Genomic DNA, 25,847 nt, shown 5'->3' on the forward strand with positions numbered 1-25,847 from the left:
ATGGCGAGCGCGGTTAGGTCACTCGCCAATTTGCCCGAAGGGCGATAAGTTGATTTACAACCGAGGTTTTGGTTCGAGTGGTTTTCGTGATGGTTGCGCTTGCAAAAATGGCAGCAACAAAAGGCCAATGACGGCTGCACAAACTGAAATGGTGATGAAGAAACCCGTCCAATGATATTCTTCAAGAATTAACGCCAGTGGATAGCCAGACAATGCTGCGCCCATGTAGGCGAACAAGCCCACGAACCCTGTTGCCGCGCCGGCAGAATCTTTGTGAGAGCACTCAGCCGCCGCCATACCGATCAGCATTTGTGGCCCAAAGACAAAGAAGCCGATGGAGAATAATCCCGCCGCTTGGAATGCAAAGTTGGTCAGAGGCATCAGCCAAAGCGCAGAGACAGATAAGAAAATCCCAATCGCGAACAGCAAGTTCATTGGCCCACGGTTACCACCAAAGAGTTTGTCTGAGCCCCAACCCGCAACCAATGAACCAACAAAACCACCGATTTCAAACATCGATAGAGCAGCGTTGGCGTTAATCAGGCTGTAGTGATGCTGCTCGGTTAAATACAGGTTTCCCCAGTCATTGATTGCGGTTCGGACGATGTAAACCAACACATAACTGAACGCGAGCAGCCAGATGTATTTGTTGTTAAATACGTACGATTTCAGAATTTCGCGGTAGGTGAGGCCACGTCCGTAATTTTCTTGCGCAAGTTCTAGTGCGTCGTTGCGCCATTGTCCGACACTTGGTAAGCCCATTGTTGTGGGTTTGTCGCGCAATCGCCAACAAACGAATAGACCGAGTAATACCCCGATGATGCCGGGTAGAATAAAGCCTTCACGCCAGCTGTAGTGCAACGTTAAATAGCCCACCAAAATAGGGATCAGCGCGCCACCAACGTTGTGTGCGGTGTTCCAAATCGCCCATAAGAAGCCACGCTCGGAGCGTGAATACCAAGTGGTTAACAGCTTGGAGCATGAAGGCCAGCCCCAGCCTTGGAACCAGGCGTTTAAGATCCACAGAGTAATGAAAGCCGCGAGTGAGCTAGAAAAGCCGAACGCGATGTTGACCAGACCTGTCGCAATCAATCCTAATCCCATGAAATAACGCGGGTTAGAGCGATCCGAAATCGTACCGGAAATAAACTTCGAGCAGCCGTAAGTAATGTAGAAAAGCGTACCGATAAGACCCAAATCGCCTTTATCTAAGCCAAGATCGGTAATCATCGCTGGTGCGGCGTAGTTAAAGGTCTTACGGGTAAAGTAGAAACCTGCGTAGCCGATGTACATCCCCAACATAATGTGCAAACGCCAATGGCGGTAACGCTGGTCGATTTGCTCGTTGCTCAGACTCGGTTGAGTAAATTTAGGTGAACGTAAAAATCCAAACATCTTGAGTTACACCTTAGGTAAAGTAATGCTGATTTGTGTGCCGATCACTTGATCGTTGGTGGAGTAGATAACCATTTTCCCACCCAATGCGTGCACACGCTCTTGCATGCCGCGAACGCCCATGCCTTTCATGCTGTCCTGAACTTTGAAGCCGACACCATCATCGTGAATCATCAGTGACACCGCAGCTTCTCCAATTGTCAGTTTAATATTGATCAACTGCGCTTCTGCGTACTTGGCTGCGTTATTTAATGACTCTTGGCATAAACGGAATAGGGTGACTTTGAGTGTGTCACTCAGGCTGGTGTAATCGCCTTGCCAGTTCAGTTGAACAGTCGTTCCGTGATTGGCGAATTCCATCTCTCGCGTCAGTTGCTCGACGGATTCTTTTAAGTCCAAATCATCCAGCATTTTGGGTCTTAGCTTGCTTAACAGTCGCTTAGTGGTGTCGTACACGTTGAGAGAAAGTCCCTCAATGGTATCTGCGCAATGTGCGCTCATTTCCGCGTTATCGATGCGCTTGATGATGTTGGCTTGAGTACGGATAGCGGTAATGTTCTGGCCGATTTCGTCATGCAGTTCGCGGGCAATGTCGCGTCTTACCGATTCTTCCGCTTCGATAAGTTGACGAGACAGGTTTTGATTGCGGGATAGCTCGCCACGCAGTTTGTGGTTGAGATCTTTTTGCTTTTGAACCGCCAAACCCAGCATGATGCCGGTAATGGTTTGAGCTGAAAGAGACAACAACAAATCGGTGATTTCTATATTCGATACGCCGCTGCGAGCCGCAATCAGCGCAATGCTGTTGAGCATGGTGGCGAGTAGGGCTCCTTGCCAGCCGTAACGAAGTGCCAGCACGATGATTGGGATAGCCATACAAAATGGCGCAAATCGTTTTAACTCTTCAGGCAAACTCGTTTGCACCAGAATGCTGCCGATAAGAAGTACGGCGTAAAACACTATGTGTCGAATGCTGAACACCACAGTGTTGTTCAAAAGATGCGATGTCAGAGGCGACCATCGGCTTTGAAATAGGTAGTTCCACAGTAGGTAGCACATCGGAACCAGCATCAACCCACCAGAAATACTGGCTAACCACACCATGTAAACAGAAGGCACGTGAAAGCCGACCGCCATTACGTTGATGAAGGCGGTAATGATGATCACAACGCCCATGACGGCTAAGTGGCGGTTTTGGTCACCGTAGTAGTATTTTTTCGCAATCAGTGTGACAGGGATGCTGGCAACGCTGGCGATCAGCACGGTGAGCCATTGAGGTTGCTCTAATAGGGTCGCAAGTGCAATCGTCAGCGCCCATTCTGATACGTAGATTGTTGGCCAGTACGCGGTGCGAGTGTGCAGCGCAATCCCCAATCGTAAGGCGAATGGGAAAAGCAGAATGGCGAGCTCTGGATCGTTGACAAAGTAGTAGGCGATCACCCACAAACAGAACCAAGCACAGGCCATAACAAACAGGCCACAAATCGTTGTGACAGAATAGGCTCGCATTAAAAGGACTCTTGAGAGAATAGTTTGGCGAGTTCAACGTTGTTTTTCACGCCGAGTTTGTCGATGGCATTTGCTCGATGAACGTGTACGGTCTTGTGGCTCAAGCCAAGCTCAGCCGCGACGGATTTTACATCCAGCCCTTTGGCTAAAAGCTGGCACACTTCATTTTCGCGTCTTGTTAGCTGGCAAAGCGATGCAGCTTTGTCACTTGGTGTTGCCAATTTGATGGCAATGTCGGAGGTAAGATAGCAGCCGCCAGACGCACTGGTTCTCACGGCTTGAATAAGTTCGTCTGGGCTACAGCGTTTGCTTAGATAGCCCTTTGCACCAAGTTTTAGTGATTTTTCCACCATTGCAGGGGAGTCGTGCACGCTTAGCATGACACAGGCAATGCCAGTTGGAATTTCGCTCAGTAAGTTTAATCCGCTCTCATCGGGCATGGAAATATCTAGGATGACGACGTGTGGGTGTACCGCAGGCAAGCCTGTGCGTGCTTCGGCGACAGAACCAAATTCACCAACAACGGTAATATCACTTTCCAAATTTAATAATTGTGCGAAACCAGAACGCACGATGACGTGATCATCAACTAGAGCAACATGAATCATCATTACAACCAAATAGAGCAGACAACAAACAACAATAAGCCCCAAAACGGAGCTAATAGAAAAACCTTTAATGATACTGAATTGATCAACTCATTTTAATGATCTTGCGCGCTTTACCGAAGTAAAGCGCGCAGAGAAGTTAGGCTTGGTTTTGTGCAAGTTGAAGCTTCTTCGCGTGTCGAATCTTCTTCTCTTCCGCGATAGCGACGAAAGCAAGCAAAACAATACAAATCATGGCGGAGGTATCTAGGGCTGCGAAGGTACCTTTCCAGCCTGTTAGACCGAAGATTGGTGTACCGTCTGCAATCATACCGAGACCAAGTTTCGCGAAGCTGTCACCGATTAGGTAAGCGAATGTACCTTTCACACCGTCAGCCACACTGATTGCTTTTTTAGGAACAAAACCAACCGCTGCAACACCGATAAGAAGTTGCGGACCAAACACCAAGAAACCAAGTACGAATAGAGACGACAAGTACATGAATTCATTTGTTGCGTGTTGGTAGAACTCAAGCGATACGATGATCAAACCAAGAGACACACAAGCAACCAATGCGCGGCGACCGTTTGCTAAGTCAGATAAGTAACCCCACATCAAAGTACCGACAAGCGCACCGACTTCGAACAGAGTAAAGCCAGAGATTGCCGTTTCTTTTGACAGACCAAGCTCTTGGTACGCGTATACCGTTGACCATTGGTCGATACCAATACGCACGATGTAAAGGAAGATGTTGGCAAAGCAAAGTAGCCAGATAACTTTGTTTTTAAGAACGTATTCAACAAAGATTTCTTTTTTGGTCATCTGGTTTTCTTCAGCGGCGGTGTCTTCTTCACTCACTGCTTCATCGAAAAGTTCTTCTACTTTACCTAGACCGTAAGCTTCTGGTGAGTCGCTACCAAAGCGCATACCGATAAAGCCAACGATGATCGCGATAATAGAAGGGAACACGAACATGCCGATTACGTGGCCGTCGAATAGGTAGTTAGCACCGAAAAGAGCAACACCCGCTGCGCCTGCACCACCAACGTTGTGTGACATGTTCCACAAGCCTAGGTAAGAGCCGCGCTTGTTACGAGGTGTCCATTTTGTAATGGTTGAGTAACTAGAAGGGCCACCAGTACTTTGGAAGAAACCACTTAGAGCGTAGAAAGCCACCATCAAGAACAGGCTTGCACTACCGCCGCCCATGCTGAAGCTGAAACCAAGCATTGCAAGACCAGAAAGGATCAGCATAAAAGGGAGGAATTGCTTGGTGTTCTTACCGTCAGCGTAGTAAGACACAACGGTTTTACCGATGCCGTATGTGATGGAGAAGCCAAGGCCAATAAGACCTAGGTCTGTCATGCTCAAACCGTAAGTTGAGATCATGTCGTTTTGCGCGACATTGAAGTTCTTACGAATCAAGTACATGGTTAGGTAGCCGATGAATACGACCAAGTAAGATTGGATGAACGGTTTAAACCACATCTTTCTTCTAACTTCGACAGGAAGATCGAGGGTCGGCTTCCGCACCTGTTCGAGGAATTTTAACATGATGAACTCTCTTGTAATTGTTTTAGAAACACAACGGAGACCGTTATGTGCTCTTGTTACCTTTGACTGAGCGGAATTCTAGAGAGTGGTTTTGTGAGGCACATGAGATGGTTGCCTAGATCGACTAGGAAAAATTCCTAGAATTGCCTAGGAAGGTGGAAAAGCGTGAAAAGAGTCACACAAAATCCTTACTAATTTATGGGTTTTTGACAGGGTTTTTCTCGGATTGGAAAGCGTTCAAATGCAAGCAGATTAATATACGCAAGCTTAGTGCTGGCAAGGGGTGAGCACGTTTGGTTGGAGAGAATAGTGGCTTGTCGCTAAGTATCAATTGGGAACGAGAAGCAAACAACAGAAACCCGGAGGTCTCTGTTAGAAACATTAGGAATTCGGCTAGGTTGACGTGTTAAGGCGCAGGGCTGTATAGACGCGGCGAGCCGTGTTTTGGTAAGTGAATTAGGTTCAAATGGTTTCTTCTTGCCCATTCGACGGTTAACGCTGTAGGTGCAGATAAGCAAACCAGAGTGGGGATACGCGCTCGAACGGCTTTGTGGATCAACTCTAAGCTGCAACGGCTGGTCATGATTGCGAAGCCACTTTGAGGCTCGATGTGATTGTTGACTAATGCGCCAATCAACTTATCTAGCGCGTTGTGGCGGCCGATGTCCTCTCGGCACAACTTGATGTTGCCTTGTAAATCTGCAAATAAGGCGGCGTGTAACGCGCCAGATTCACGTGCGGCTTCTTGATGCAGTGTGACTTTGTCTCGCAGCCCTTCGAATACATCGGAGCGCGGAGGAAGAGACGGTGTTAGCGGTGCTAAATCAGGCAAAGCTTGTTCCAGAGCCTCGACACCGCAAATGCCGCATCCGGTTGTGCCGGCAAGATTTCGGCGCTGTGTTTTTAACGCCCAGAAAGCGCGGTTGCTGATTTCCACTTCCGCATAGTGAGATTCGTGATCGCCACCAATTTCAATGTCTTTGATCTCTTTGAAGTCGTGGACGATGCCTGTGCTTAGGCTAAATCCTTTCACGAAGTCTTCCAGATGGCCTGGCGTCACCATCATGACCGCTTGGCTAATGCCGTTGTAGCTGATAGCTAAGGCGGATTCACTCGCCAGCGACATTTGTTGCACTGGGCGGCCATCAATCAATTCTCGGTAATTGAACGCACTTGGTTGAGGTGGTGCTTGATTGAAATCGGACAGTTCAAAATAAGATTGAGTAGTACATCTCATGAAATCACCTCATAAGCCGTTATGTATGCCAAAAATTGACGTGTGGATTCTTGTTATCGATTGAATATGTTTTTTGCTTCTGCGAAGCACTGATCGGTTAGCGCGGAGAAGGGTTCTTGTTTTCGCTTTAACAAACCTAGCGGGGCGTGAACGGCGGCTTCTTCGATAGGGATAATGCGAAGCGTATCGTTCAACTCTTCCAATCCACAATTCAGAGGCATAATGGCGCAACAAAGGCCACTGGTTACTGCTTGGATCAAGTGGAAGGTGGAGTTACTTTCAATGACGGTTTGCGGAACCAGCCCTTTACTCACAAAGCTAAGATCAATGGAGTGGCGATAGTGCATGCCCTTCGAAAGCAGCCCTAGCGGAATGTTATTGAGTGACTCCCATAACACTTCAGATTCGGCAAAATCAAAATGACGCTCATCGAATAAAACGCCAAGTTTGGTTGAATCTAGCTCGATAACATCGAAGTAAGCGGTGTTTACTTGATCGACATAACACATCCCCAAATCTAGTTGATTGCGATTGAGTTGGTCTATGATCTGTTCGGTCGTCATGGAGAGTATTTGAAAGCGTAACTCAGGGAACTGTTGAGCTAATGGTTTGAGCAATTGCATAGGGTTTTGGCTGGCGAGTGGCACTATTCCAAGCCGAAGAGAGCCGACTAACTGACCACGGCAGTTGGCGGCTTCGGCTTGCAATCCATCATGAGCTGCTAAGACGGTTTTTGCCCAAGCTAAAATGCGTTCTCCGGCTTCAGTGAATCCTTCAAATCGTTGACTTCTTTGGATTAATTCGAGATCGAGTTCTTCCTCTAAGCTTCGGATTCTCATGGACAAGGTAGGCTGCGTAATGTGGCACAATGCGGCGGCTTGACCAAAGTGTTTGGTCTGTTCAAGTGCGATGAGATATTTAAGTTGTTTGATATCCATAATGGCTTGTTAACCTTGCGTTGTGAGTCACATGTACGGGGGAACTCCCTAAAAAGGGCACAGCACTACCGTACTTTTTAAGCGCTGGAGCGTTTTAACTGGGGAATGAAAAACCAAAACCAAGTCAAGAATAAAACCACACTCAAAATTGATCTGAATCAAGGCTATTCCTGATATTAATTAGGGTCAAATTTAAAGTATCTATAGTGTGATAGATATTATCTATTATCAAGAGTAGCGATTTTATTGAGTTCGTTAAGCGAACTAGGCAGAATCGAATAGAAAAACGATTAACCTCATAAATTGTATTGATTAAAAATGTGATGACCGTCCAGTGGAAAAATTCGTCATAGATTTTGTTTATCACTCGGTCAGGATTATCAATTGGACGCATATTGAATATCGACTTAATCTTTGATTTAGATCAAGACGCAACAATGCAAATTGAATCTAACAGTCTTAGAAACAGTAGGCGGGTATCCGATATCAAGAATCTAGATAAGTAAACGCTCGGACAAGCGAGAGCATGTTGAGTGGTTACTTATTTGGATTAAAAAATACATGGATTAGAAACTAAGCCCTTCAATACTTCCGCATTATCTCAATAAATAACGCGCTTGTTTTCACGGGCACCCTGCTTGCTGGTATATCTGCGAGGAGTAAAGTCGTGAGCCAAAAAGAACAAATAAAAACATACAAAGGTCCAGCTGGTGGTTGGGGTGCACTGAAAGCCGTAACCAGAAGTTGGTGGGGCAGTGAAAATGCAGTTAAAAACATTCGCACTATGCTCAAAACCAACCAAAATGGCGGTTTCGACTGTCCGGGATGTGCATGGGGCGAGTCGCCAGATAGTGGTAAAGTCAATTTCTGTGAGAATGGCGCGAAAGCGGTAAACTGGGAGGCGACCAATCGTCTGGTTGATCCTGAGTTTTTTGCCAATCACAGCGTTTCATCTCTCTCAACGCAAACCGATTACTGGTTGGAATACCAAGGCCGTATCACGCACCCAATGCGATACGATGCCGAGTCCGATCACTATGTGCCTGTCTCTTGGGATGAGGCTTTTTCTCTTGTGGCTAAACATCTCAACCAATTGGATTCACCACACCAAGCGGAGTTTTATACCTCTGGCCGTGCAAGCAACGAAGCGGCGTTTTTATATCAGCTATTTGTGCGCGCATTCGGTACCAACAACTTCCCAGATTGTTCCAACATGTGTCACGAAGCCAGTGCAATAGGGATGAAAGACACCATTGGCGTTGGTAAAGGCACAGTGATCTTTGATGATTTTGAAGAAGCCGACGCGATTTTTGTGATTGGTCAAAACCCGGGCACGAATCACCCACGAATGCTTGAACCTCTGCGCGAAGCGGTAAAACGTGGTGCTCAGGTTATCTGTCTAAACCCGCTGAAAGAGCGCGGCTTAGAGCGTTTCCAAAACCCACAAATGCCGATTGAGATGCTCAGTAATGGCTCAGAGCCTACCAACACGGCGTACTTGCGTCCTGCTTTGGGCGGAGACATGGCAGTGTTTCGTGGTATCGCGAAATTCTTGTTGCAATGGGAACGCGAGGCATTGCAAAACGGTGGCAAAGCGGTATTTGACCGTGAGTTCATCAAGCAACACACGATAGGTATTGATGAGTATTTGGCTGAAGTGGACGCAACCTCTTGGGAACACATCGCGGAACAATCGGGTCTTGATTTAAGTGAAATCGAGATGGTGGCGAGCATGTATCGACGTGCAGAACGTGTGATCATGTGTTGGGCGATGGGGTTGACTCAGCATCGTCACTCCGTGCCAACCATTAAAGAAGTCGCAAACGTGCAAATGTTACGAGGTAACGTTGGTAAGCCGGGCGCGGGTCTTTCACCAGTGCGAGGTCACAGTAACGTTCAGGGCGACCGTACGATGGGCATTGATGAAAAACCTTCAGATCTGTTGTTGGATCGCATTGAAAGTCGATTTAACTTTGCCGTCCCGCGTGGTGAAGGCCACAACACTGTGCAAGCCATTAAAGCAATGGAAGAAGGGCAAGCGAAAGTATTTATCGGTTTGGGCGGTAACTTTGCACAAGCAACGCCAGACACAGAACGTACGCACAACGCGATGCGAAACTGTAATTTAACCGTACACATTTCGACGAAGTTAAATCGTTCTCACCTTGTCACAGGTAAAGATGCGCTTATTCTTCCGTGCTTAGGCCGTACCGAGATTGATCAGCAAGCAACTGGCCCACAAGGCGTGACGGTTGAAGATACTTTCAGCATGGTACATATCTCATTTGGTCAGCTAAAACCGCGTTCGGAGCATTTGCGTTCAGAACCAGCGATTATTGCCGGTATTGCCAATGCGACACTCGGGGCAAAACCAATTGATTGGTTGTGGGCGATTGAAGATTACGACCGTATTCGCGATTTGATTGCCGACACGATTCCGGGCTTTACCGACTTTAACCATAAGCTTAAACACCCGGGTGGGTTCCACTTGGTAAACCCAGCTGCCGAGCGTCGATGGAATACACCAAGCGGCAAAGCACAGTTCAGCTCTAGCGAGTTGCCGAAGCAGTTGATCAGCGAAGCGATACTCGAAAAAGGCCAAAAGCCAGATTTGATTTTGCAAACCATGCGCTCACATGACCAATACAATACGACACTTTACGGCTTGAATGACCGTTATCGTGGAGTATTTGGTATGCGCGAAGTGCTGTTCATCAATGAAGCGGATATTCGTAAACTCGGTTTTGAACCAGGTGACAAAGTGGACATGGTGTCATTGTGGGAAGATGGCGTTGAGCGCCGTGTGAGCGGATTTACGCTTGTTGCCTATGATGTACCAGCAGGTCAGGCGGCGGCTTACTATCCAGAAACAAACCCATTGGTTCCTTTAGATAGTTATGGGGATAGAACATTTACGCCAACCTCCAAGTTTATTGCGATCAAATTGGAAAAATCGACATCCGATAAGATCGCTTTGGTGGAAACGGAATAGTTACCAAACCAGCACTACAATATTCGGGATAAGAAAAAACGGCTGATATATGTATCAGCCGTTTTTATTTCTCAAATCAAACCGATTTAATGTTTGCGAAGATTACATTACGCTTTTGCAAACTTGTAAGTACGGTAACCACCAATCAAGTTACGAGCTTTGTAACCATTGTTGACGAGTTGACGGTATGCCACGTTACCGCGCAAGCCTACTTGACAGTAAATCACAATCTCTTTGTCTTTTGGTAGTTCACCCATACGATGGCGCAGCTGATCAACCGGAATGTTGATTGCCCCTTCAAGATAACCAACAGACTCCAATTCACCCGGGTTACGGACGTCGAGGAGAATTTGATCTTCAGTCAGGTTGTCGATTTCATCGTAATGAATCGCCGTTGCGTCACCTTTGATGATGTTATTTGCCACAAATGCCGCTTGGTTGATCACATCTTTCGCACTGCCGTAAGGTGGCGCGTAAGTCAGTTCAAGATGCTGCAGTTGTTCAACCGTCATGCCAGCACGTTGTGCAACAGCCATAACGTCGATGCGTTTATCGATGCCATCTTTACCAACTGCTTGAGCACCTAAAATCTTGCCTGATTTTGGATCGAACAACATTTTGAACGACACCACTTCAGCGCCAGGGTAGTAACTCGCGTGGCTTGCTGTATGCACGTACACTTTGTCGTATGCGATACCAGCGCGTTTTAGTTGCTTCTCGTTTTTACCGGTAGAAGCCACTGCAAGGTCAAAGATCTTACAAATCGCTGTCCCTTGTGTGCCTTGGTAGGTTTCTTTGCGGCCGAGCATATTGTTCGCTGCCATACGGCCTTGACGGTTTGCAGGGCCTGCAAGTGGCACTAGAGTTTGCTCGCCTGTCACGAAGTCTTTCTCTTCTATCGCGTCGCCGACAGCGTAGATCGAAGGATCGCTGGTTTGCATGTATTCGTTCGTGTAAATACCGCCTAGCGCACCAATTTGAAGGCCAGCTTCTTGCGCCAGTTTTGTCTCAGGACGTACACCGATTGCCATGATCAGAATATCGGTAGTGAGTTTTTCACCGTTGTTCAGTGTTAACTCCAATTCACCTTCTAGGTGTTGGTGTTTCTCACTCTCACCAGAGTCGAAACTTGCAACGTGCTCGTTAGGTACGAATTTCACAGATTCAAGCGCGACGCCAAGTTTGAGGTCGACACCTTTGTCACGAATTTCTGCATGAGCAAAACCTGCCATTTCACGGTCTACTGGCGTCATGACTTGGTCTGCCATTTCGATCAGAGAGGTTTTAATGCCAAGTTGGTGGAAGGCTTCCATCATTTCTAAACCGATGAAACCGCCGCCAACAACCGTCGCATGTTCTGGCTTGTTCATTTGGATCGTTTCGATGATGCGATCCATATCTGGAATGTTACGTAGCGAGTGGGTGAGCGGGTTATCGAGGCCTGGGATTGGTGGAACAATAGGGCCAGCACCTGGGCTAAGCAGTAGGAAGTCGTATGATTCTACGTATTCAGACTCATCCAACAGGTTTTTGATCGTAACGGTTTTGTCCTGTCGGTTAATAGAAACTACTTCATTCATCACGCGAACATCAACGTTAAAACGTGCTAAAAAGCTTTCTGGCGTTTGCAGTAGTAACTTACTGCGTTCTTGGATATCGCCGCCGATGTGATAAGGCAAACCACAGTTGGCAAATGAAACAAACGGGCCACGTTCAAACATGATGATTTCGGCATCTTCGCTTAGACGACGAGCACGCGCCGCCGCAGATGCACCACCTGCAACACCACCGACGATTAAGATCTTAGTCATTTTTAACTCCAAGTTTTAGGGCGAGCTGACCTTTCACGAATAGCCAGTGTGAAAGGTCACTACGCTCTAGATTATCTAAAACCAAATTTCTTTAAAAAATAAGCAGCAGGGCAGATTCCCGTGTAAGCACTTTGAATAAGATTAACGCCGATAAACACGGTGAACCAAATGAAGTTACTGTGAACGAACACGGTTAGTATGACCGAGACCAATACCATCGTGCCTGCAAAAACTCGTACTGCATTTTCTAACGTCATAACTCTTCTCCTTCGTACTCTCAAACTGAGAACGCCATCCTTTGATGTTCATCACTATAATTAACTAAATTAGAAATGTCTAATGTTAATTTATCTAAATTCACAATTGCTAATTTAGTGTTGACTAAAGATATTGTTTTAGTAATATCTAATTTAGTTTTTAATGTAGAGGTGAGTCATGAGCTATACAGATATGGATGTAGCAGCAATGAAAGGCAATGCCAATGAAGCTGCTGATCTCCTAAAAGTAATGGCACATCCGGAAAGGCTAATGGTGTTGTGCCAACTGACCCAAGGTGAAGTTGGTGTTGGGGAACTGCAAAAGAACTCGTTCCTTAGCCAGTCCGCCTTTTCACAGCACTTAACGGTGCTTCGCAAGCACAAATTGATCACGGCTCGTAAGGCATCACAGCAAGTGTTTTATTCATTGTCAGAACCGAGAGTTGAGTCATTAATTAAAGCGCTTCATGGCGTTTTCTGTAACTAATTCGTAGCTAAGATTTTAGAGGTAAATAATGTTAAACGTTATTCCATGGGAATCGTTGTTTGGTGGCATTTTGTTAGGGATCTCCGCCACTATATTGTTGTTGGTTAACGGTAAAATTGCCGGAATCAGTGGAATTATGAATGGCATTATGTCACCGAAAAAAGGTGATTATTCGTGGCGATTGCTTTTTGCGGTTGGAATGATAGCTGGTGGCTTGATTAGCGTTCTGATGTTGGGCGTTGCGGCTCCTAGTACCGCGAACCTTTCTTTAGGGATGGTGATTGCCGCTGGTTTATTGGTCGGAATCGGGACCAGACTGGGTAACGGATGTACTAGCGGACACGGCATTTGTGGCATGGGCCGTTTGTCTAAGCGCTCTATTGTGGCGGCCTGTGTATTTATGGCCGTCGCTGGCCTAACGGTATTCGTTCGACTTCACCTAGTTTAAGAGAGATTCCATGAACAAGACTATTTTTCGTTTTTCTGCTCTTTTGAGCGGTGTGTTATTCGGTATGGGCATGGCGGTGTCCGGCATGATCGACCCAGCTAAAGTCATTGGATTTTTAGATATTTCTGGCAGTTGGGACCCAAGTTTGGCTTTTGTGATGGGTGGCGCACTCGCGGTATTCATGCCAAGCTATTTTTTAATCATCAAGCCGAGAAAACAATCAGTTAGCGGTGAAGCGTTTTGCACACCAACCAATAAGAACATCGACGGACGTTTGTTATCTGGTGCGGCGATCTTTGGTTTAGGTTGGGGTTTGGCAGGTATTTGCCCTGGCCCTGCAGTTGCGAGTCTGGCATTAGGCAACGTGAGCATTGTAGTGTTCTTCCTTGCGATGTTAGTTGGATCTCTGTTCGCGAAAGCGATCATTACTAACCGTAACGCGAAGAAGATGAAAACCGCGAACGCGTAAACAATCAATCTGATATGGAGGGGAAAGGATGCCCGACAAACTAAAGCGAAGTTTTGTTCAGTCTGTGATGAACAGCTTTTTCCCTCCGATCATGATTTTACTCGCGCTTGTGGTCGGTGCTGCGGCCTTGTGGTTGACCCCGAAAGAGGAAGACCCGCAAATCGTTGTGCCGATGGCCGATGTATTGGTTTCGGCTCCCGGACTCAGCGCTTCTCAAGTCGAAAATCAAATCACTGAACCATTAGAAAAGCTTGTTAGCCAAATTGACGGTGTGGAATACGTTTATTCTTCGTCAATGGAAGGTGCTGCGCAAGTCATCGTTCGTTTCTATGTAGGTGAAAACCGCGAAGATGCTCTGGTTAAGCTTTACAACAAACTCTATTCCAACCAAGACAAAGTTCCTCCTTCTGTCACTAACTGGCTTGTAAAGCCTGTTGAAATCGATGATGTACCCATTGTTGTTGCCGCAATTTATTCCACCGATCCAGACATTCTCGATCGCCATCAGTTGAGACGTATTGCAGACCAAGCCACGTTAGGCATTAAATCATTGGATGCCACCAACAAGGTGGAAGTGATTGGCGGTGAGCCGAGAAAAATCCAGATAGAGCTTGATTCCGTTGCGATGGCAAACTTCAAAGTAACCATCGATGACCTCGAACAGGCCATTCAGCTCAGTAATAGCAAAACCCAAGGCAAGAACGTTCGCGTAAACGGGCAAAATTACACATTGGAGTCGGGACGGTTTCTGACCAACGCCGAAGAAGTTGGCGATCTTGTTATCGCGGTGCTCAATGGCAAACCCGTTTATTTGAAAGATGTCGCGCGTATTTACGACGGTGAAGGTGAGGCAACATCCGATACTTGGTATCGCGATAAAAACCACGATGAAGCATACCCAGCGGTATTCATTTCTGTCGCTAAACAAAAAGGCTCGAACGCGGTTAACGTCGCTCAGTCTGTTCGGGATAAACTGGCGGCGCTTCAATCCGAGCAGTTTCCTCCACAAGTTCAAGTTGCAGTCATTCGTGACTATGGCGAAACGGCGAATGCGAAAGTAAACAACTTGGTATCAAGCCTTGGCATCTCTATTCTAACGGTCGTGGTGTTTGTCGGTTTGTTCTTGAACTGGCGAAGCGCATTGGTGGTTGGTATCGCGATTCCGATTAGCTATGGTGCCGCGCTCGGGATGGACTTGGCATTTGGCTATTCCATCAACCGAGTCACACTCTTTGCGTTGATTTTGGCGCTAGGTTTGATCGTGGACGATCCGATCGCGAGTATCGACAACATTGAACGCTACCTCAAACGCAAAAATCTAACACGAACCAACGCGATTGTTCTCGCCATGGCAGAAATTCGTAGCGCCTTGTTAATGTCGACGGTCGCAATCGTGATCGTGTTTACGCCGATGTTTTTTATCACTGGGATGATGGGGCCTTACATGGCGCCACTGGCGTTCAACGTTCCGATCAGCGTTATCTTTAGTACCGTTGTCGCGTTTATGATCACGCCTTGGCTTGCCAAGAAGCTACTCAAAGGTGCTGAGGAAAACGGCCACTATGACATCCAATCTTCGCCGATGTATCGTTTGTATCGTGGTGTGTTGATTCCGCTACTTGAAAGCCGCAAGAAAGCATGGCTGTTCCTTGGTTTGGTTGCCTTGTTGTTCGTCTTGGCAGCATTGTTGCCAGCACTTCGCTTAGTTCCACTCAAGTTGCTGCCTTATGACAATAAAAATGAGTTCCAATTGGTATTAAACATGCCAGAGTCTTCAAGCTTTGTGGATACCTCCAACGCGCTGTCGAGCTTTACGGACTATTTAATGACGGTGCCGGAAGTGACAAGTGTGTCGGGCTTTGCAGGCACCGCTTCCCCAATGGATTTCAACGGCATGGTGCGCCACTACTTTATGCGTAGCGAACCATACCAAGGCGAGCTTCGAGTCGTTCTTGCAGAGAAGAATCGCCGCGCAATGCAATCACACGAACTGGTGACACGACTCAGGGCGGATTTAGAGCAGATTGCAGATAAGTTTGACGCTGACGTGCAGCTAGTCGAAGTGCCGCCAGGCCCGCCTGTTATCGCCACCATTACGGCAGAAGTTTACGGTGATGAAGCGACATCTTATGAAGATCTGATGAGCCAAGCAGAGAAAGTCGCGGATAGGCTTCGCAAAGAACAGTTGGTTTCTGAGGTGGATACCAGCATCCAAGGTGATTTAGAAACGTGGCAATTCATCGTTGATCAAGAAAAAGCGGCGCTGTCCGGTGTTTCTGTTGCTGATATCAATAACACGCTGATTACCGCCGCGAACGCCAAAGTGCTCGGTTATATAGCCGATCCAAGAGAAGTGGATCCACTACCTATCGAAGTGCAGCTCCGACGCGAAGACAGAGATAACCTGAATCAACTAGAGCAGCTTTATGTGCGAGGCCGTCCGGGGATTGCAAAAGTAGAATCCAATGGGGCTGTTGTGGATGCTCCTCAGCCTATCGTGCAGTTGTCTGAAGTCGGTCATTTTGTGAAACGCGCAGCGGACAAACCGATTTTCCATAAAAACCTCAAGCCTGTTGTGTATGTCTACGCCGAGGTAGTTGGGCGTGTTCCGGGTGAAGTGATTGCCGATGTGATGGCTGACCAAGATACAACTCACGCGGAAGATGTGCATCGTCACTGGCAAGATCGCACGTACTTGAGCAATGGAGCTGGTGTCACTTGGAGCGTGCCAGACAACATCGAAGTAGTTTGGAGTGGTGAGGGGGAATGGAAAATCACAGTGGACGTATTCCGCGATTTAGGCATTGCTTATGGCGCTGCGCTACTTGGCGTATTTGTGGTGATGTTGATTCAAACAGGTTTACCTGCGGTATCGGGCATCATCATGCTGGCGATACCACTGACCGTGATTGGGATTATGCCGGGGTTCTGGATTTTGAATGTGTTAAGCAGTGACATCGGTAATTACCCGAATCCAGCTCTGTTCACGGCGACCGCGATGATCGGCATGATTGCGCTAGCAGGGATTGTGGTGCGTAACTCACTCGTTTTGATTGAATTTGTTCAGCAATCGCTGGCTGAAGGTCGTAGCCTACATGATGCGTTGATTGAATCTGGTGTTGTTCGTATGCGGCCAATATTACTGACCGCGGGTACAACGTTACTGGGTAATGTCGTGATTACGTTAGACCCAATTTTTAACGGTTTGGCTTGGGCAATCATATTCGGAATTACCGCCTCGACCATCTTTACGTTGCTTGTGGTTCCGGTGGTTTACAACCTTGCATACCAAAACATCAAAGGACATGGATTACCTCAGATGGAGGAAGAGCAATGAAATTAGATACCAAATGGTTAGGCGTGATTCTGTTTGCCATACTCGCGCTTCTTTTTCTCTATATGGCTGGATTTTTTACAGAAAAGTTGCCGACCGAACATGACGCGAAAACTAACCAGATTGATGTAAATAATGCAGAGACACATCAACTGATGTTAACCAGCGAACCGGTTGTTCGAGAGTTTCCGGGCGTCGTCGTTGCAGAGCAGCACGCCGATATCGCGGCACGGTTAACGGCATCGGTGATGGAGGTATTGGTGAAGGTTGGCGATAGGGTGAAGCAAGGAGATGTGTTGGCGCGGCTAGAAAGCGATGATCTCGACGCGCGAGTTCGTCAAAGTGAGCAGGCTTTATCCTCTGCACAAGCGCAGCTCAATGCGGCAAGAAAGGAGTTTTCTCGTGTCAGAGCGCTTTTAAACAAAAAACTGATCCCTCAATCGCAATTTGACCAAGCGGAAAGTGCGTTGCAAACCGCACAAGCCAACTTCAATAAAGCGCAAGCGGCGGTCTCTGAGGCGGAAACGACCTTTGGCTACAGCATCATTACTGCACCGTTTGATGGCTTGATCACGCAAAAGCCCATCAACAAAGGTGATACCGCGACGCCGGGGGCTTTGCTTTTATCAATGTACAATCCAAACTCGTTGGAAATAGAGGTGAACTTTGCTGAGTCTGTCATGCCTTATGTGACTTATGACAAAGAAGTGGACGTTGTTTTTCCGTCTTACAACCTCAACGCGCAAGCGGCTGTAAAAGAAGTGACGCCGTCGGCAGATGCCAACTCGCGCAGTTATACCGTAAAGCTTCAATTTGAGCCGCCAACGGCTATCTATCCAGGTACATACGCCAAAGTCGCGTTGACCTTGACCGACGATGTTGTACTTCGCGTGCCAAAAGAGGCGGTTTACCAAGTTGGCCAATTGGACTACGTAAAAGTGGTGCAAGACAGCGGTGAGGTAGAAACTCGGCTTATTCAGCTTGGAGAGTTGGGGAGAGTGCGAACTGGGTTAAAGCAGGGTGACATAGTGCTGCTGAATCCAAGAGCGCTTTGATAGAACGGTTTCTCTTGTTAACTAGTTAAACGTCTATCTAGCAAACAACATAAAATAGCCCAGCATCATGCTGGGCTATTTTGTTCGTTCAGTTAAGCGTTACCGTTGCGTTTACAGGGCAATGGTCACTCAGTTTGTAATCTAAAACATCTTGTGAGCTAAACAGCGTTTGATGCGCGTTTTTCGCTTTTATTTGCGGGCTAACAATAATGTGATCAATCAAAGAGCGGAATTGGTGTGTTTTGCTTGGGTTTTTATTTGAGCGAACCTTGCAATCGGCTTGGGTATCTCGCGTTACCAATTGTGCATCGTTACCGAGCGTCATGATCGCCCACAACCAATCACGTTGATACGACAAGTTGTGATTGAAATCGCCCATTACGGCATACTGCTCTTTTTTCTTTTCTCTCTCGCTCATCCATTTCGCAAGTGCTTCTCCTTGTTGACTCAGTGTCTGGCAATCACGACTGTTTTTATACGCTCCGCTGCATCCTGCTTTTAGATGCACAGAGAGCAGGTGAAGCTCGTCCTTTTGGTTTGGGTTAACGACGATGTAGCTGGCAAAGCGCAACTTGCTATTACCACGCGTGATTGAGAAGTCTGCTGGGTCAGACACTTCAATGTCTTTACGCACAGCAGAACCAGTGTACTGATTGGTATCAGAAAACTGAAGGTGCTTATTGTTTGATTGAGCTCGATCAGAGAGATAAATCACGTAGCCATCGCCTACGGCTTTTTGAACCGCGGCTTTGGAGTCGACCTCCTGAAAGGCGATGATGTCGGCTTGAGTTTTATCCACATATTGGTTGAGTTTGACGAAATCGTCACTGGTTCTCGAAACCTTACCTCCATTTATAGACAGCCATTCTATATTCCAACTGGTTAAGTTGATGGAGTTTTGAGCAAGTGACGTTGAACTAAAAATTAATAAGGCAGTAACAAATAGTGATCGCATATTGGCTTGTTTCACTCCTGGTTTTTAGCGTATTCCTTTCCAACCTTTATTCTATAAGACATCCCAAAAAAGCAAGTAGATTTAGTTCCAATTTTGCAATTTTCACGGTTTTCTTCGCAACTGAGATCAGTACCAATAAGATCGATTTGTTCTTGTCCGCTAGCCGATCTTTATTGATCAAAATCAATGTTTTCAAGTGGTGCTTTTCGTTAAATACGCCACAATATATTGTGTTAGCAGAATAAAAAATAACCCCATATAGTGTGTTTGTGGATAACTCTGTGAGTATGCTGGGGTAAGGAGAAGAAAGTGAAACCAATCGTAATCAAGCGTGACGGCTCAAGAGCTCCGTTCAACAGGGATCGTATCCAAGCAGCAGTTGAAGCGGCAGCGGAAAACAAAGATAAAGATGTCGCCATTTATGCTCTTAATGTCGCTCTTGCTGTCGAGTTACAGCTAAAAGATCACGATGAAGTTCACATCCATGAGATTCAAGACTTAGTCGAGAATGAACTCATGCAAGGTCCTTACAAAGCCCTAGCACGTTCTTACATTGAATATCGCCATGACCGCGACATCGCGCGTGAAAAGCAAAGTGCACTAACTCGTGAAATCGAAGGCTTGATTGAAGAAAGTAACCTTGATTTGATCAACGAAAACGCGAACAAAGACGGCAAAGTTATCCCAACTCAGCGTGACCTTTTAGCGGGTATCGTGGCGAAGCACTACGCGAAAACGCACATCCTGCCTCGTGATGTGGTTCAAGCACACGAAGTGGGCGACATTCACTACCACGATCTGGATTACGCGCCTTTCTTCCCGATGTTTAACTGTATGCTTATCGATTTAAAAGGCATGCTAACGCACGGCTTCAAAATGGGTAATGCAGAAATCGACACGCCTAAATCGATTTCAACTGCGACTGCCGTAACGGCGCAAATTATTGCTCAAGTAGCTAGCCATATTTATGGCGGTACGACAATCAACCGTATCGACGAAGTGCTTGCTCCGTACGTTATGACAAGCTACGAGAAACATCTAGAGATCGCGAAAGAGTGGAACATTACCGAGCCAGAAGAGTTCGCTAAAGCGCGCACTGAGAAAGAGTGTTACGACGCATTCCAATCGCTAGAGTACGAAGTAAACACACTGCACACGGCAAATGGTCAAACGCCATTCGTTACATTTGGTTTTGGTCTTGGTACAAGCTGGGCGTCTCGTCTTATTCAGCAATCGATTTTGAAAAACCGTATCGCTGGTCTTGGCAAAAACCGTAAAACCGCCGTATTCCCTAAATTGGTGTTCGGTATTAAAGACGGTCTAAACCACAAGGCAGAAGATCCAAACTACGACATTAAGAAACTTGCACTTGAGTGTGCTTCAAAACGTATGTACCCAGACATTCTTAACTACGACAAAGTCGTGGAAGTAACTGGTTCATTCAAAACACCTATGGGTTGTCGTAGCTTCCTAGGCACTTACGAAGAGGATGGCGAACTTATCCATGAAGGTCGTAACAACCTTGGTGTAGTTAGCTTGAACTTACCGCGTATTGCGCTTCGCGCAAAAGGCAGCGAAGAGAAGTTCTATGAACTTCTTGATGATCGTCTACGTCTTGCTCGTAAAGCACTGGAAACGCGTATTTCTCGTCTAGAGAACGTAAAAGCGCGCGTTGCACCAATTCTATATATGGAAGGTGCATGTGGTGTGCGCTTGAAAGCGGACGATTCGATTGCAGAAATCTTCAAAAACGGCCGTGCGTCAATTTCTCTAGGCTACATTGGCGTGCATGAAACTATCAACGCGTTGTTTGGTACTGAAGCTCACGTTTACGATGATGCCGTATTGCGTGAAAAAGCGGTCGCGATCATCAAACATCTAAAAGATGCGGTGAACCAATGGGCTGACGAAACTGGCTATGGCTTTAGCTTGTACGCAACACCAAGTGAAAACCTATGTAGTCGTTTCTGCCGCATCGACACCAAAGAGTTTGGTTTGATTGAAGGCGTAACAGACAAAGGTTACTACACCAACAGCTTCCACTTGGACGTTGAGAAGAAGGTTAACCCTTACGACAAGATCGACTTCGAGATGCCTTACCCAGAAATCTCAAGCGGTGGCTTCATCTGTTACGGTGAGTTCCCGAACATGCAACGTAACGTAGAAGCGCTAGAAAACGTGTGGGACTACAGTTACACCCGCGTTCCTTACTACGGAACCAACACTCCGATTGATGAGTGTTACGAATGTGGTTACACCGGTGAGTTTGAATGTACAAGCAAAGGCTTTACTTGCCCAAGTTGTGGCAACCACGATTCAACCAAAGTATCGGTGACACGTCGCGTATGTGGCTACTTGGGCAGCCCAGATGCACGTCCGTTTAACTTCGGTAAACAAGAAGAAGTTAAACGTCGAGTGAAACACCTATAAGGTTAATTACCACTCGATTCAACACTTTGAAAATCAACCTGCTTTAGGTTGATTTTCTTTTTCGCGATAACAAAGAGACGCATTATGAACTACCACCAATATTATCCAATTGACGTTGTTAACGGACCGGGTACGCGCTGCACATTGTTTGTGTCGGGGTGCGTGCATCAGTGTCGTGGCTGTTATAATCAGTCGACGCAACGCTTGGATTCGGGTGTGTTGTTCACGCAAGAAGCGGAAGATAAGATCATCAATGACTTGAATGACACGCGCATTAAACGTCGCGGTTTGTCGTTGTCGGGCGGAGATCCGCTTCATCCTGCTAATGTACCTCATATTTTAAAGATCGTGAAAAGGGTGAGAGAAGAGTGTCCCGGTAAAGACATCTGGGTTTGGACAGGCTACACGCTGGCTGAACTGGATGACGCGCAAAGAGAAGTGGTGCAATACATCGACGTTTTGATTGATGGTAAGTTTGAACAAGACAAGAAAGACCTCAATCTCGAATGGCGTGGTAGTTCAAACCAAATCATTCATCGCTTTACAGACATCTAACCAAGTATTCTCCAAACATAAAAAGGGCTCACGCGTGCATAACGGGTGAGCCCTTTTGGTGTGAGTTCGTCAGTGCATTTACAGTTACGCTGTCACCGTTTGGTCATCTTCGACCATATTGTTTATCCAACGTTTAGATTGGATACGATAAGTCGTCAGTACGCCTTTCACAAATTCTTCAGCTAGCAGAGACATCAAGACAAAATGTAAAGGCAACCCGAGTACCATACCAGTGTAATAGGTCAGGGGAATACCAATAGCCCACTGACCGAACGTATCAATAAAAATGCTGTAGCGAATATCCGCACCACTCTTTAGTACGCCGCCAATCCCTACCATGTTAAACACTCTCAAAATCATACCCAGCGCCATGACTAAGCATACGTTGAGTGCCATTTCTGCATCGGTTAATGGGCTCAGCACCAATAGATGATGAATCAAAGGCGAGCTCAACCACACTAGGAAAAACAGTAAGGTGGCTAAGATTGCGCTGGTTAACACATACCACCACGCTGTTTTCTCGACCCGATCATAATGTTTTGCGCCAATATCATTCCCAAGAAGAACGGATGCAGCGACCGCAAATCCCATAAAGGTTGAAATCAGTACACCTTCAATTGGCGATAAGAATGAGATGATCGCAAGTTCTGAAACGCCCAATTGACCATAGATGATGCTGTAAACGATCAGCCCACCAGTCCAGAGTGCATCGTGGACCAACATGGGTAGAGAAACCTTAAAGTATTTTTGACGATACTGCTTTAAACGGCCTTGTGCCCAATCGAATTTGGTCGGAATCAGGTGCGCATAACGTTTGCAGAAAAAGTAAATCAATACCGCAGTTTGGAAAAATCGAGAAACAAAAGTACCGACTGCTGCACCAAATACGCCCCATTGAGGAAATCCAAATAAACCGAAAATCAAAACGGAGTTCAGCACGACATTTACAACAATGGCGGAGATACTAACGTTGGTTGCCAGTTTGGTTTGGCCTACGGAGCGCAATACCGCTTCAATCGGTACCACTATCGCCGTTGCAATGAGACTAAAGCCCGTAACCACAAGATAATCACGTGCATAAGTGACGTATTCAGGATCGTCTGACATGAAAGAGACGATCTCTTCATCAAAAATCGCATAAAGAACAATAAATGGCAGCGTCACTAAAATGGAAATACACCAAGACTGCGCCAACGTTCTGCGAATTCCCGCCATATTCCCTGAACCGTAATATTGAGAAGCCAGCACCGTTACCGCACCACACAGGCCAAAAACGACCGCAAGGTTAAAGAAAAAGATGCGGTTTCCGACACCGACCGCAGCTGTTGCGGATTCGCCGAGTAGACTCACCATGAAAATATCCACGACGCCGAGCAACGCAAAAAGCATGGATTGCAATGAAACAGGGAGGCCAATCGCAATCAGCTTTTGCCAAAATGCTTTATCGATGTATTCGCGTGTTAAGAGCATCGCATTTCTCCTTAAAGATTGATGCGAGTAGTTTATCCCCATGATTTCGCGTTGTATTTTTCAAAGGCATCCAAAACTTTTGCAAAACTCTCAACTAACACCCGCAAATAAATTTTGTCATTGTAAAAATGCGATGACTCACAGCACGAGCCACCGACATGGAAGAAAAGCAAGAGCGCTACACCATCTCAGAGAAAACCTATCAAGAGTTCATTGATCACACGCGAGTGCTTGCACTGGAAGAACGAGGCATTGTGCAGTGTGGGATCGCGACTTGCCGTGACTTCTTTTCCGTTTATCGCAAGAACCAGAAGAAACACATGCTGCTTTATACTGTGCGTGGTAAAGGCTGGTTAGAAAGTGGGGCGTGCCGTTATGAACTTGAACCCGGATCGCTGGTGGTCGTGCCTGCGGGGATTGAAAATGGGTTTGGAATGGAAGATGAAACGTGGCAAATCGCTTGGGTATTTCTTTCCCAACATAAAGAGTGGTCGATGGTTGGAGAAAACATCAGCTATCAACTAACACCTGCACCGGAAGTGATGTATTCATGTATTCAGACATTGCTTCGTAGCATAAATCTGTCCATTGATTACGGTAGTGCGGTCGGTGCTCACAGCGTAGCGCAACTGGAATTGATGCTGAATATGCCGTCTTCGGAATCTGTTTCTCGCAATCAGCTTAAACTTCGCCGCGTATTTGACCTCGTTCAGCGTCAATTACATAAAGACTGGAGCGTTGAGCAGTTAGCGGCACTCTATCCATGTTCGGAGCCCCATTTACATCGTTTAACGCAGCAACAATTTGGTCGAAGCCCGATGGCACACTTGATGCGCATGCGAATGGAGTATGCCGCGCGTTTACTTCGTTCAACAGAGTGGCCGATTCAACATATTGGTGAGATTGTCGGGTACCCAACCAGCGCAAACTTTAGTACGCGCTTCAAAGCGTGGTCGAGCATGACGCCAAGAGAGTTCAGACAAAATGGAAGAATAGAGCGAGATCCTGAGAAGTGATTCGTACTTTTTGTGAACGATTGGGCGCACAGAACCTCTTGGCTCTCAGAATATTCTCCTCTAATTGATGAAATAAGTGAAAAATCATTTCGCCATTTTTAACGATAGTGTTAACGTGAGGTTCGATACTTGAATTTCAAAGGGTTATGACTTTCATGTTTTCTAATCTACCAACTCCCGTATTAGATCCAATTTTATCTTTATCCGTTGCATACCGTAACGATGAACGTCCAAACAAGGTTGACCTTGGTATTGGCGTATACAAAAACAGCGCAGGCGAAACGCCGATCATGAAAGCCATTCAAATGGCTCAAGATGTCGTTGTTGAAACTCAAAAAACCAAATCTTACGTTGGTCTTGCTGGTTGTGAAGAGTTCAACCAAAGCATGATTGATCTTCTACTGACGGGAACGTCAGCGATGGATCGTGTTGCTGCAATTCAAACGCCAGGAGCAAGTGGTGCACTGCGTATGCTGGGTGACCTAATGAAGGTCGCACAACCAGATACAACGGTTTGGATTTCGAATCCAAGCTATGTGAACCACAAGCCAGTAATGGAAGCTGCTGGGCTTAAAGTTAAGTTCTACCATTATTTCTCGCCAGAAACGAAACAAGTCGACACTGCAAAAATGCTGGATGATCTTGCTAAAGCAGGGCCGACAGATGTGGTTCTACTGCATGGTTGTTGTCACAACCCAACAGGCGCAGACATCGACTTTTCCGCATGGCAAGCTATTACAGAACTTTCTCAAAAGAACGGTTTTACGCCATTTGTTGATATCGCGTATCAAGGCTTTGGTGACGGCTTAGAAGCTGACGCAAAAGGTCTTCGTTACATGGCGGATAATGTCGAAGAGATGTTGATTACAACTTCTTGTTCTAAAAACTTTGGCTTGTACCGCGAACGTACTGGTGCTGCTATTGTTGTGGGTAAGAACACGCAAGACATCACTAACGCGAAAGGCAAATTGTTAACGTTGGCGCGATCTACGTACACTATGCCACCCGATCATGGTGCTGCTTTAGTGAAAACCATTCTGCAAGATGCGAACCTGACTTCTGTCTGGAAGCAAGAGTTGAGCGAAATGCAACAACGTTTGGTCAGCCTTCGTCAAAGTTTGTGTAACGAATTGAGAAACAACCATAATACAGATCAATTTGACTTCATTGAGAGTCACAAAGGCATGTTTACTGTGCTAGGCTTTAGTGAAAACCAAATGGCGCAACTGCGTGAAGATTATGGCATTTATGGTGTTGGCGATGGTCGAATTAACATCGCTGGCTTAACCGAAACTCATATTCCATACGTAGCTGACGCAATTAAGAAAATATCTCAACCTTAATTGG

At 46.4% G+C, this 25,847-nt stretch carries 20 protein-coding genes; 10 read left to right on the top strand and 10 right to left on the bottom strand.

Annotation, left to right across the window (positions count from 1 at the left end):
* Positions 1-54: 54 nt before the first annotated feature.
* From NL646_RS01535 to NL646_RS01560, 6 genes are all read right to left on the bottom strand, one after another.
* Positions 55-1,395: an MFS transporter gene (locus tag NL646_RS01535; protein ID WP_005480243.1), complete on the bottom strand. Its 1,341-nt coding sequence runs from the start codon at positions 1,393-1,395 to the stop codon at positions 55-57.
* A gap of 6 nt (positions 1,396-1,401) precedes the next feature.
* Positions 1,402-2,904, bottom strand: a complete 1,503-nt coding sequence (uhpB, locus tag NL646_RS01540) for a signal transduction histidine-protein kinase/phosphatase UhpB (protein WP_253663750.1) — start codon at positions 2,902-2,904, stop codon at positions 1,402-1,404.
* Positions 2,904-3,512: a transcriptional regulator UhpA gene (gene uhpA / locus NL646_RS01545; RefSeq protein ID WP_005394558.1), complete on the bottom strand. Its 609-nt coding sequence runs from the start codon at positions 3,510-3,512 to the stop codon at positions 2,904-2,906. Before uhpA ends, uhpB begins: the two co-directional genes overlap by 1 nt.
* 139 nt (positions 3,513-3,651) lie before the next feature.
* Entirely contained in the window at positions 3,652-5,046 is a 1,395-nt protein-coding gene (uhpT, locus tag NL646_RS01550) for a hexose-6-phosphate:phosphate antiporter (RefSeq protein WP_005479317.1), read from the bottom strand.
* Between the two features lie 406 nt (positions 5,047-5,452).
* Complete coding sequence (gene fdhD / locus NL646_RS01555) at positions 5,453-6,283, bottom strand: formate dehydrogenase accessory sulfurtransferase FdhD (RefSeq protein WP_253663751.1); 831 nt, start codon at positions 6,281-6,283, stop codon at positions 5,453-5,455.
* Between the two features lie 53 nt (positions 6,284-6,336).
* On the bottom strand, positions 6,337-7,221 hold the full coding sequence (locus tag NL646_RS01560; RefSeq protein ID WP_042770735.1) for a LysR family transcriptional regulator: 885 nt from the start codon (positions 7,219-7,221) through the stop codon (positions 6,337-6,339).
* Between the two features lie 667 nt (positions 7,222-7,888).
* On the opposite strand from NL646_RS01560, the gene NL646_RS01565 reads away from it, so the two are divergent.
* The gene (locus NL646_RS01565; RefSeq protein ID WP_021821704.1) at positions 7,889-10,213 is read left to right on the top strand and encodes an FdhF/YdeP family oxidoreductase; all 2,325 of its coding nucleotides are present in this window, start codon (positions 7,889-7,891) and stop codon (positions 10,211-10,213) included.
* A gap of 107 nt (positions 10,214-10,320) precedes the next feature.
* Here the strand turns inward: NL646_RS01565 and NL646_RS01570 are convergent, their stop codons facing one another.
* Positions 10,321-12,024: an FAD-dependent oxidoreductase gene (locus NL646_RS01570; RefSeq protein ID WP_253663752.1), complete on the bottom strand. Its 1,704-nt coding sequence runs from the start codon at positions 12,022-12,024 to the stop codon at positions 10,321-10,323.
* A 71-nt stretch (positions 12,025-12,095) separates the two neighbouring features.
* Positions 12,096-12,281, bottom strand: a complete 186-nt coding sequence (locus NL646_RS01575) for a DUF2892 domain-containing protein (protein ID WP_005460908.1) — start codon at positions 12,279-12,281, stop codon at positions 12,096-12,098.
* Between the two features lie 178 nt (positions 12,282-12,459).
* Here NL646_RS01575 and NL646_RS01580 point away from each other — a divergent pair, with 178 nt between their 5' ends.
* From NL646_RS01580 to NL646_RS01600, 5 genes are read left to right on the top strand one after another with little or no spacing between them, the layout of a single operon-like run.
* Positions 12,460-12,768: a metalloregulator ArsR/SmtB family transcription factor gene (locus tag NL646_RS01580; protein ID WP_005460911.1), complete on the top strand. Its 309-nt coding sequence runs from the start codon at positions 12,460-12,462 to the stop codon at positions 12,766-12,768.
* Between the two features lie 28 nt (positions 12,769-12,796).
* Positions 12,797-13,216 carry a YeeE/YedE family protein gene (locus NL646_RS01585; protein ID WP_253663753.1) on the top strand — a complete coding sequence of 140 codons (420 nt, stop codon included), beginning with the start codon at positions 12,797-12,799 and terminating at the stop codon, positions 13,214-13,216.
* A gap of 10 nt (positions 13,217-13,226) precedes the next feature.
* Positions 13,227-13,685 (top strand): YeeE/YedE family protein, encoded by a 459-nt coding sequence (locus NL646_RS01590; protein ID WP_005460965.1) that lies wholly within the window; start codon positions 13,227-13,229, stop codon positions 13,683-13,685.
* Between the two features lie 28 nt (positions 13,686-13,713).
* On the top strand, positions 13,714-17,022 hold the full coding sequence (locus NL646_RS01595; RefSeq protein WP_253663754.1) for an efflux RND transporter permease subunit: 3,309 nt from the start codon (positions 13,714-13,716) through the stop codon (positions 17,020-17,022).
* A complete protein-coding gene (locus NL646_RS01600) occupies positions 17,019-18,074 on the top strand; it encodes an efflux RND transporter periplasmic adaptor subunit (RefSeq protein WP_025521778.1) in 1,056 nt (351 codons plus the stop codon). Before NL646_RS01595 ends, NL646_RS01600 begins: the two co-directional genes overlap by 4 nt.
* Before the next feature lie 88 nt (positions 18,075-18,162).
* Here the strand turns inward: NL646_RS01600 and NL646_RS01605 are convergent, their stop codons facing one another.
* Complete coding sequence (locus NL646_RS01605; RefSeq protein WP_253663755.1) at positions 18,163-19,029, bottom strand: endonuclease/exonuclease/phosphatase family protein; 867 nt, start codon at positions 19,027-19,029, stop codon at positions 18,163-18,165.
* Between the two features lie 309 nt (positions 19,030-19,338).
* On the opposite strand from NL646_RS01605, the gene nrdD reads away from it, so the two are divergent.
* Positions 19,339-21,459, top strand: coding sequence for an anaerobic ribonucleoside-triphosphate reductase (gene nrdD, locus NL646_RS01610; RefSeq protein ID WP_025816119.1), 2,121 nt, complete (start codon positions 19,339-19,341; stop codon positions 21,457-21,459).
* 84 nt (positions 21,460-21,543) lie between these two features.
* On the top strand, positions 21,544-22,014 hold the full coding sequence (nrdG, locus tag NL646_RS01615; RefSeq protein WP_005394529.1) for an anaerobic ribonucleoside-triphosphate reductase-activating protein: 471 nt from the start codon (positions 21,544-21,546) through the stop codon (positions 22,012-22,014).
* A gap of 84 nt (positions 22,015-22,098) precedes the next feature.
* Here the strand turns inward: nrdG and NL646_RS01620 are convergent, their stop codons facing one another.
* Complete coding sequence (locus NL646_RS01620) at positions 22,099-23,484, bottom strand: MATE family efflux transporter (protein ID WP_005460916.1); 1,386 nt, start codon at positions 23,482-23,484, stop codon at positions 22,099-22,101.
* A gap of 158 nt (positions 23,485-23,642) precedes the next feature.
* Between NL646_RS01620 and NL646_RS01625 the strand changes: the two genes are divergently transcribed.
* Positions 23,643-24,500, top strand: coding sequence for an AraC family transcriptional regulator (locus tag NL646_RS01625; RefSeq protein ID WP_005460898.1), 858 nt, complete (start codon positions 23,643-23,645; stop codon positions 24,498-24,500).
* 155 nt (positions 24,501-24,655) lie between these two features.
* Complete coding sequence (locus tag NL646_RS01630; protein ID WP_005460937.1) at positions 24,656-25,843, top strand: amino acid aminotransferase; 1,188 nt, start codon at positions 24,656-24,658, stop codon at positions 25,841-25,843.
* The last annotated feature ends 4 nt before the right edge of the window (positions 25,844-25,847 follow it).

It is taken from the genome of Vibrio sp. Y20_XG_PY13, from assembly GCF_024181925.1.
In the GTDB taxonomy this organism is placed as follows: domain Bacteria; phylum Pseudomonadota; class Gammaproteobacteria; order Enterobacterales; family Vibrionaceae; genus Vibrio; species Vibrio parahaemolyticus.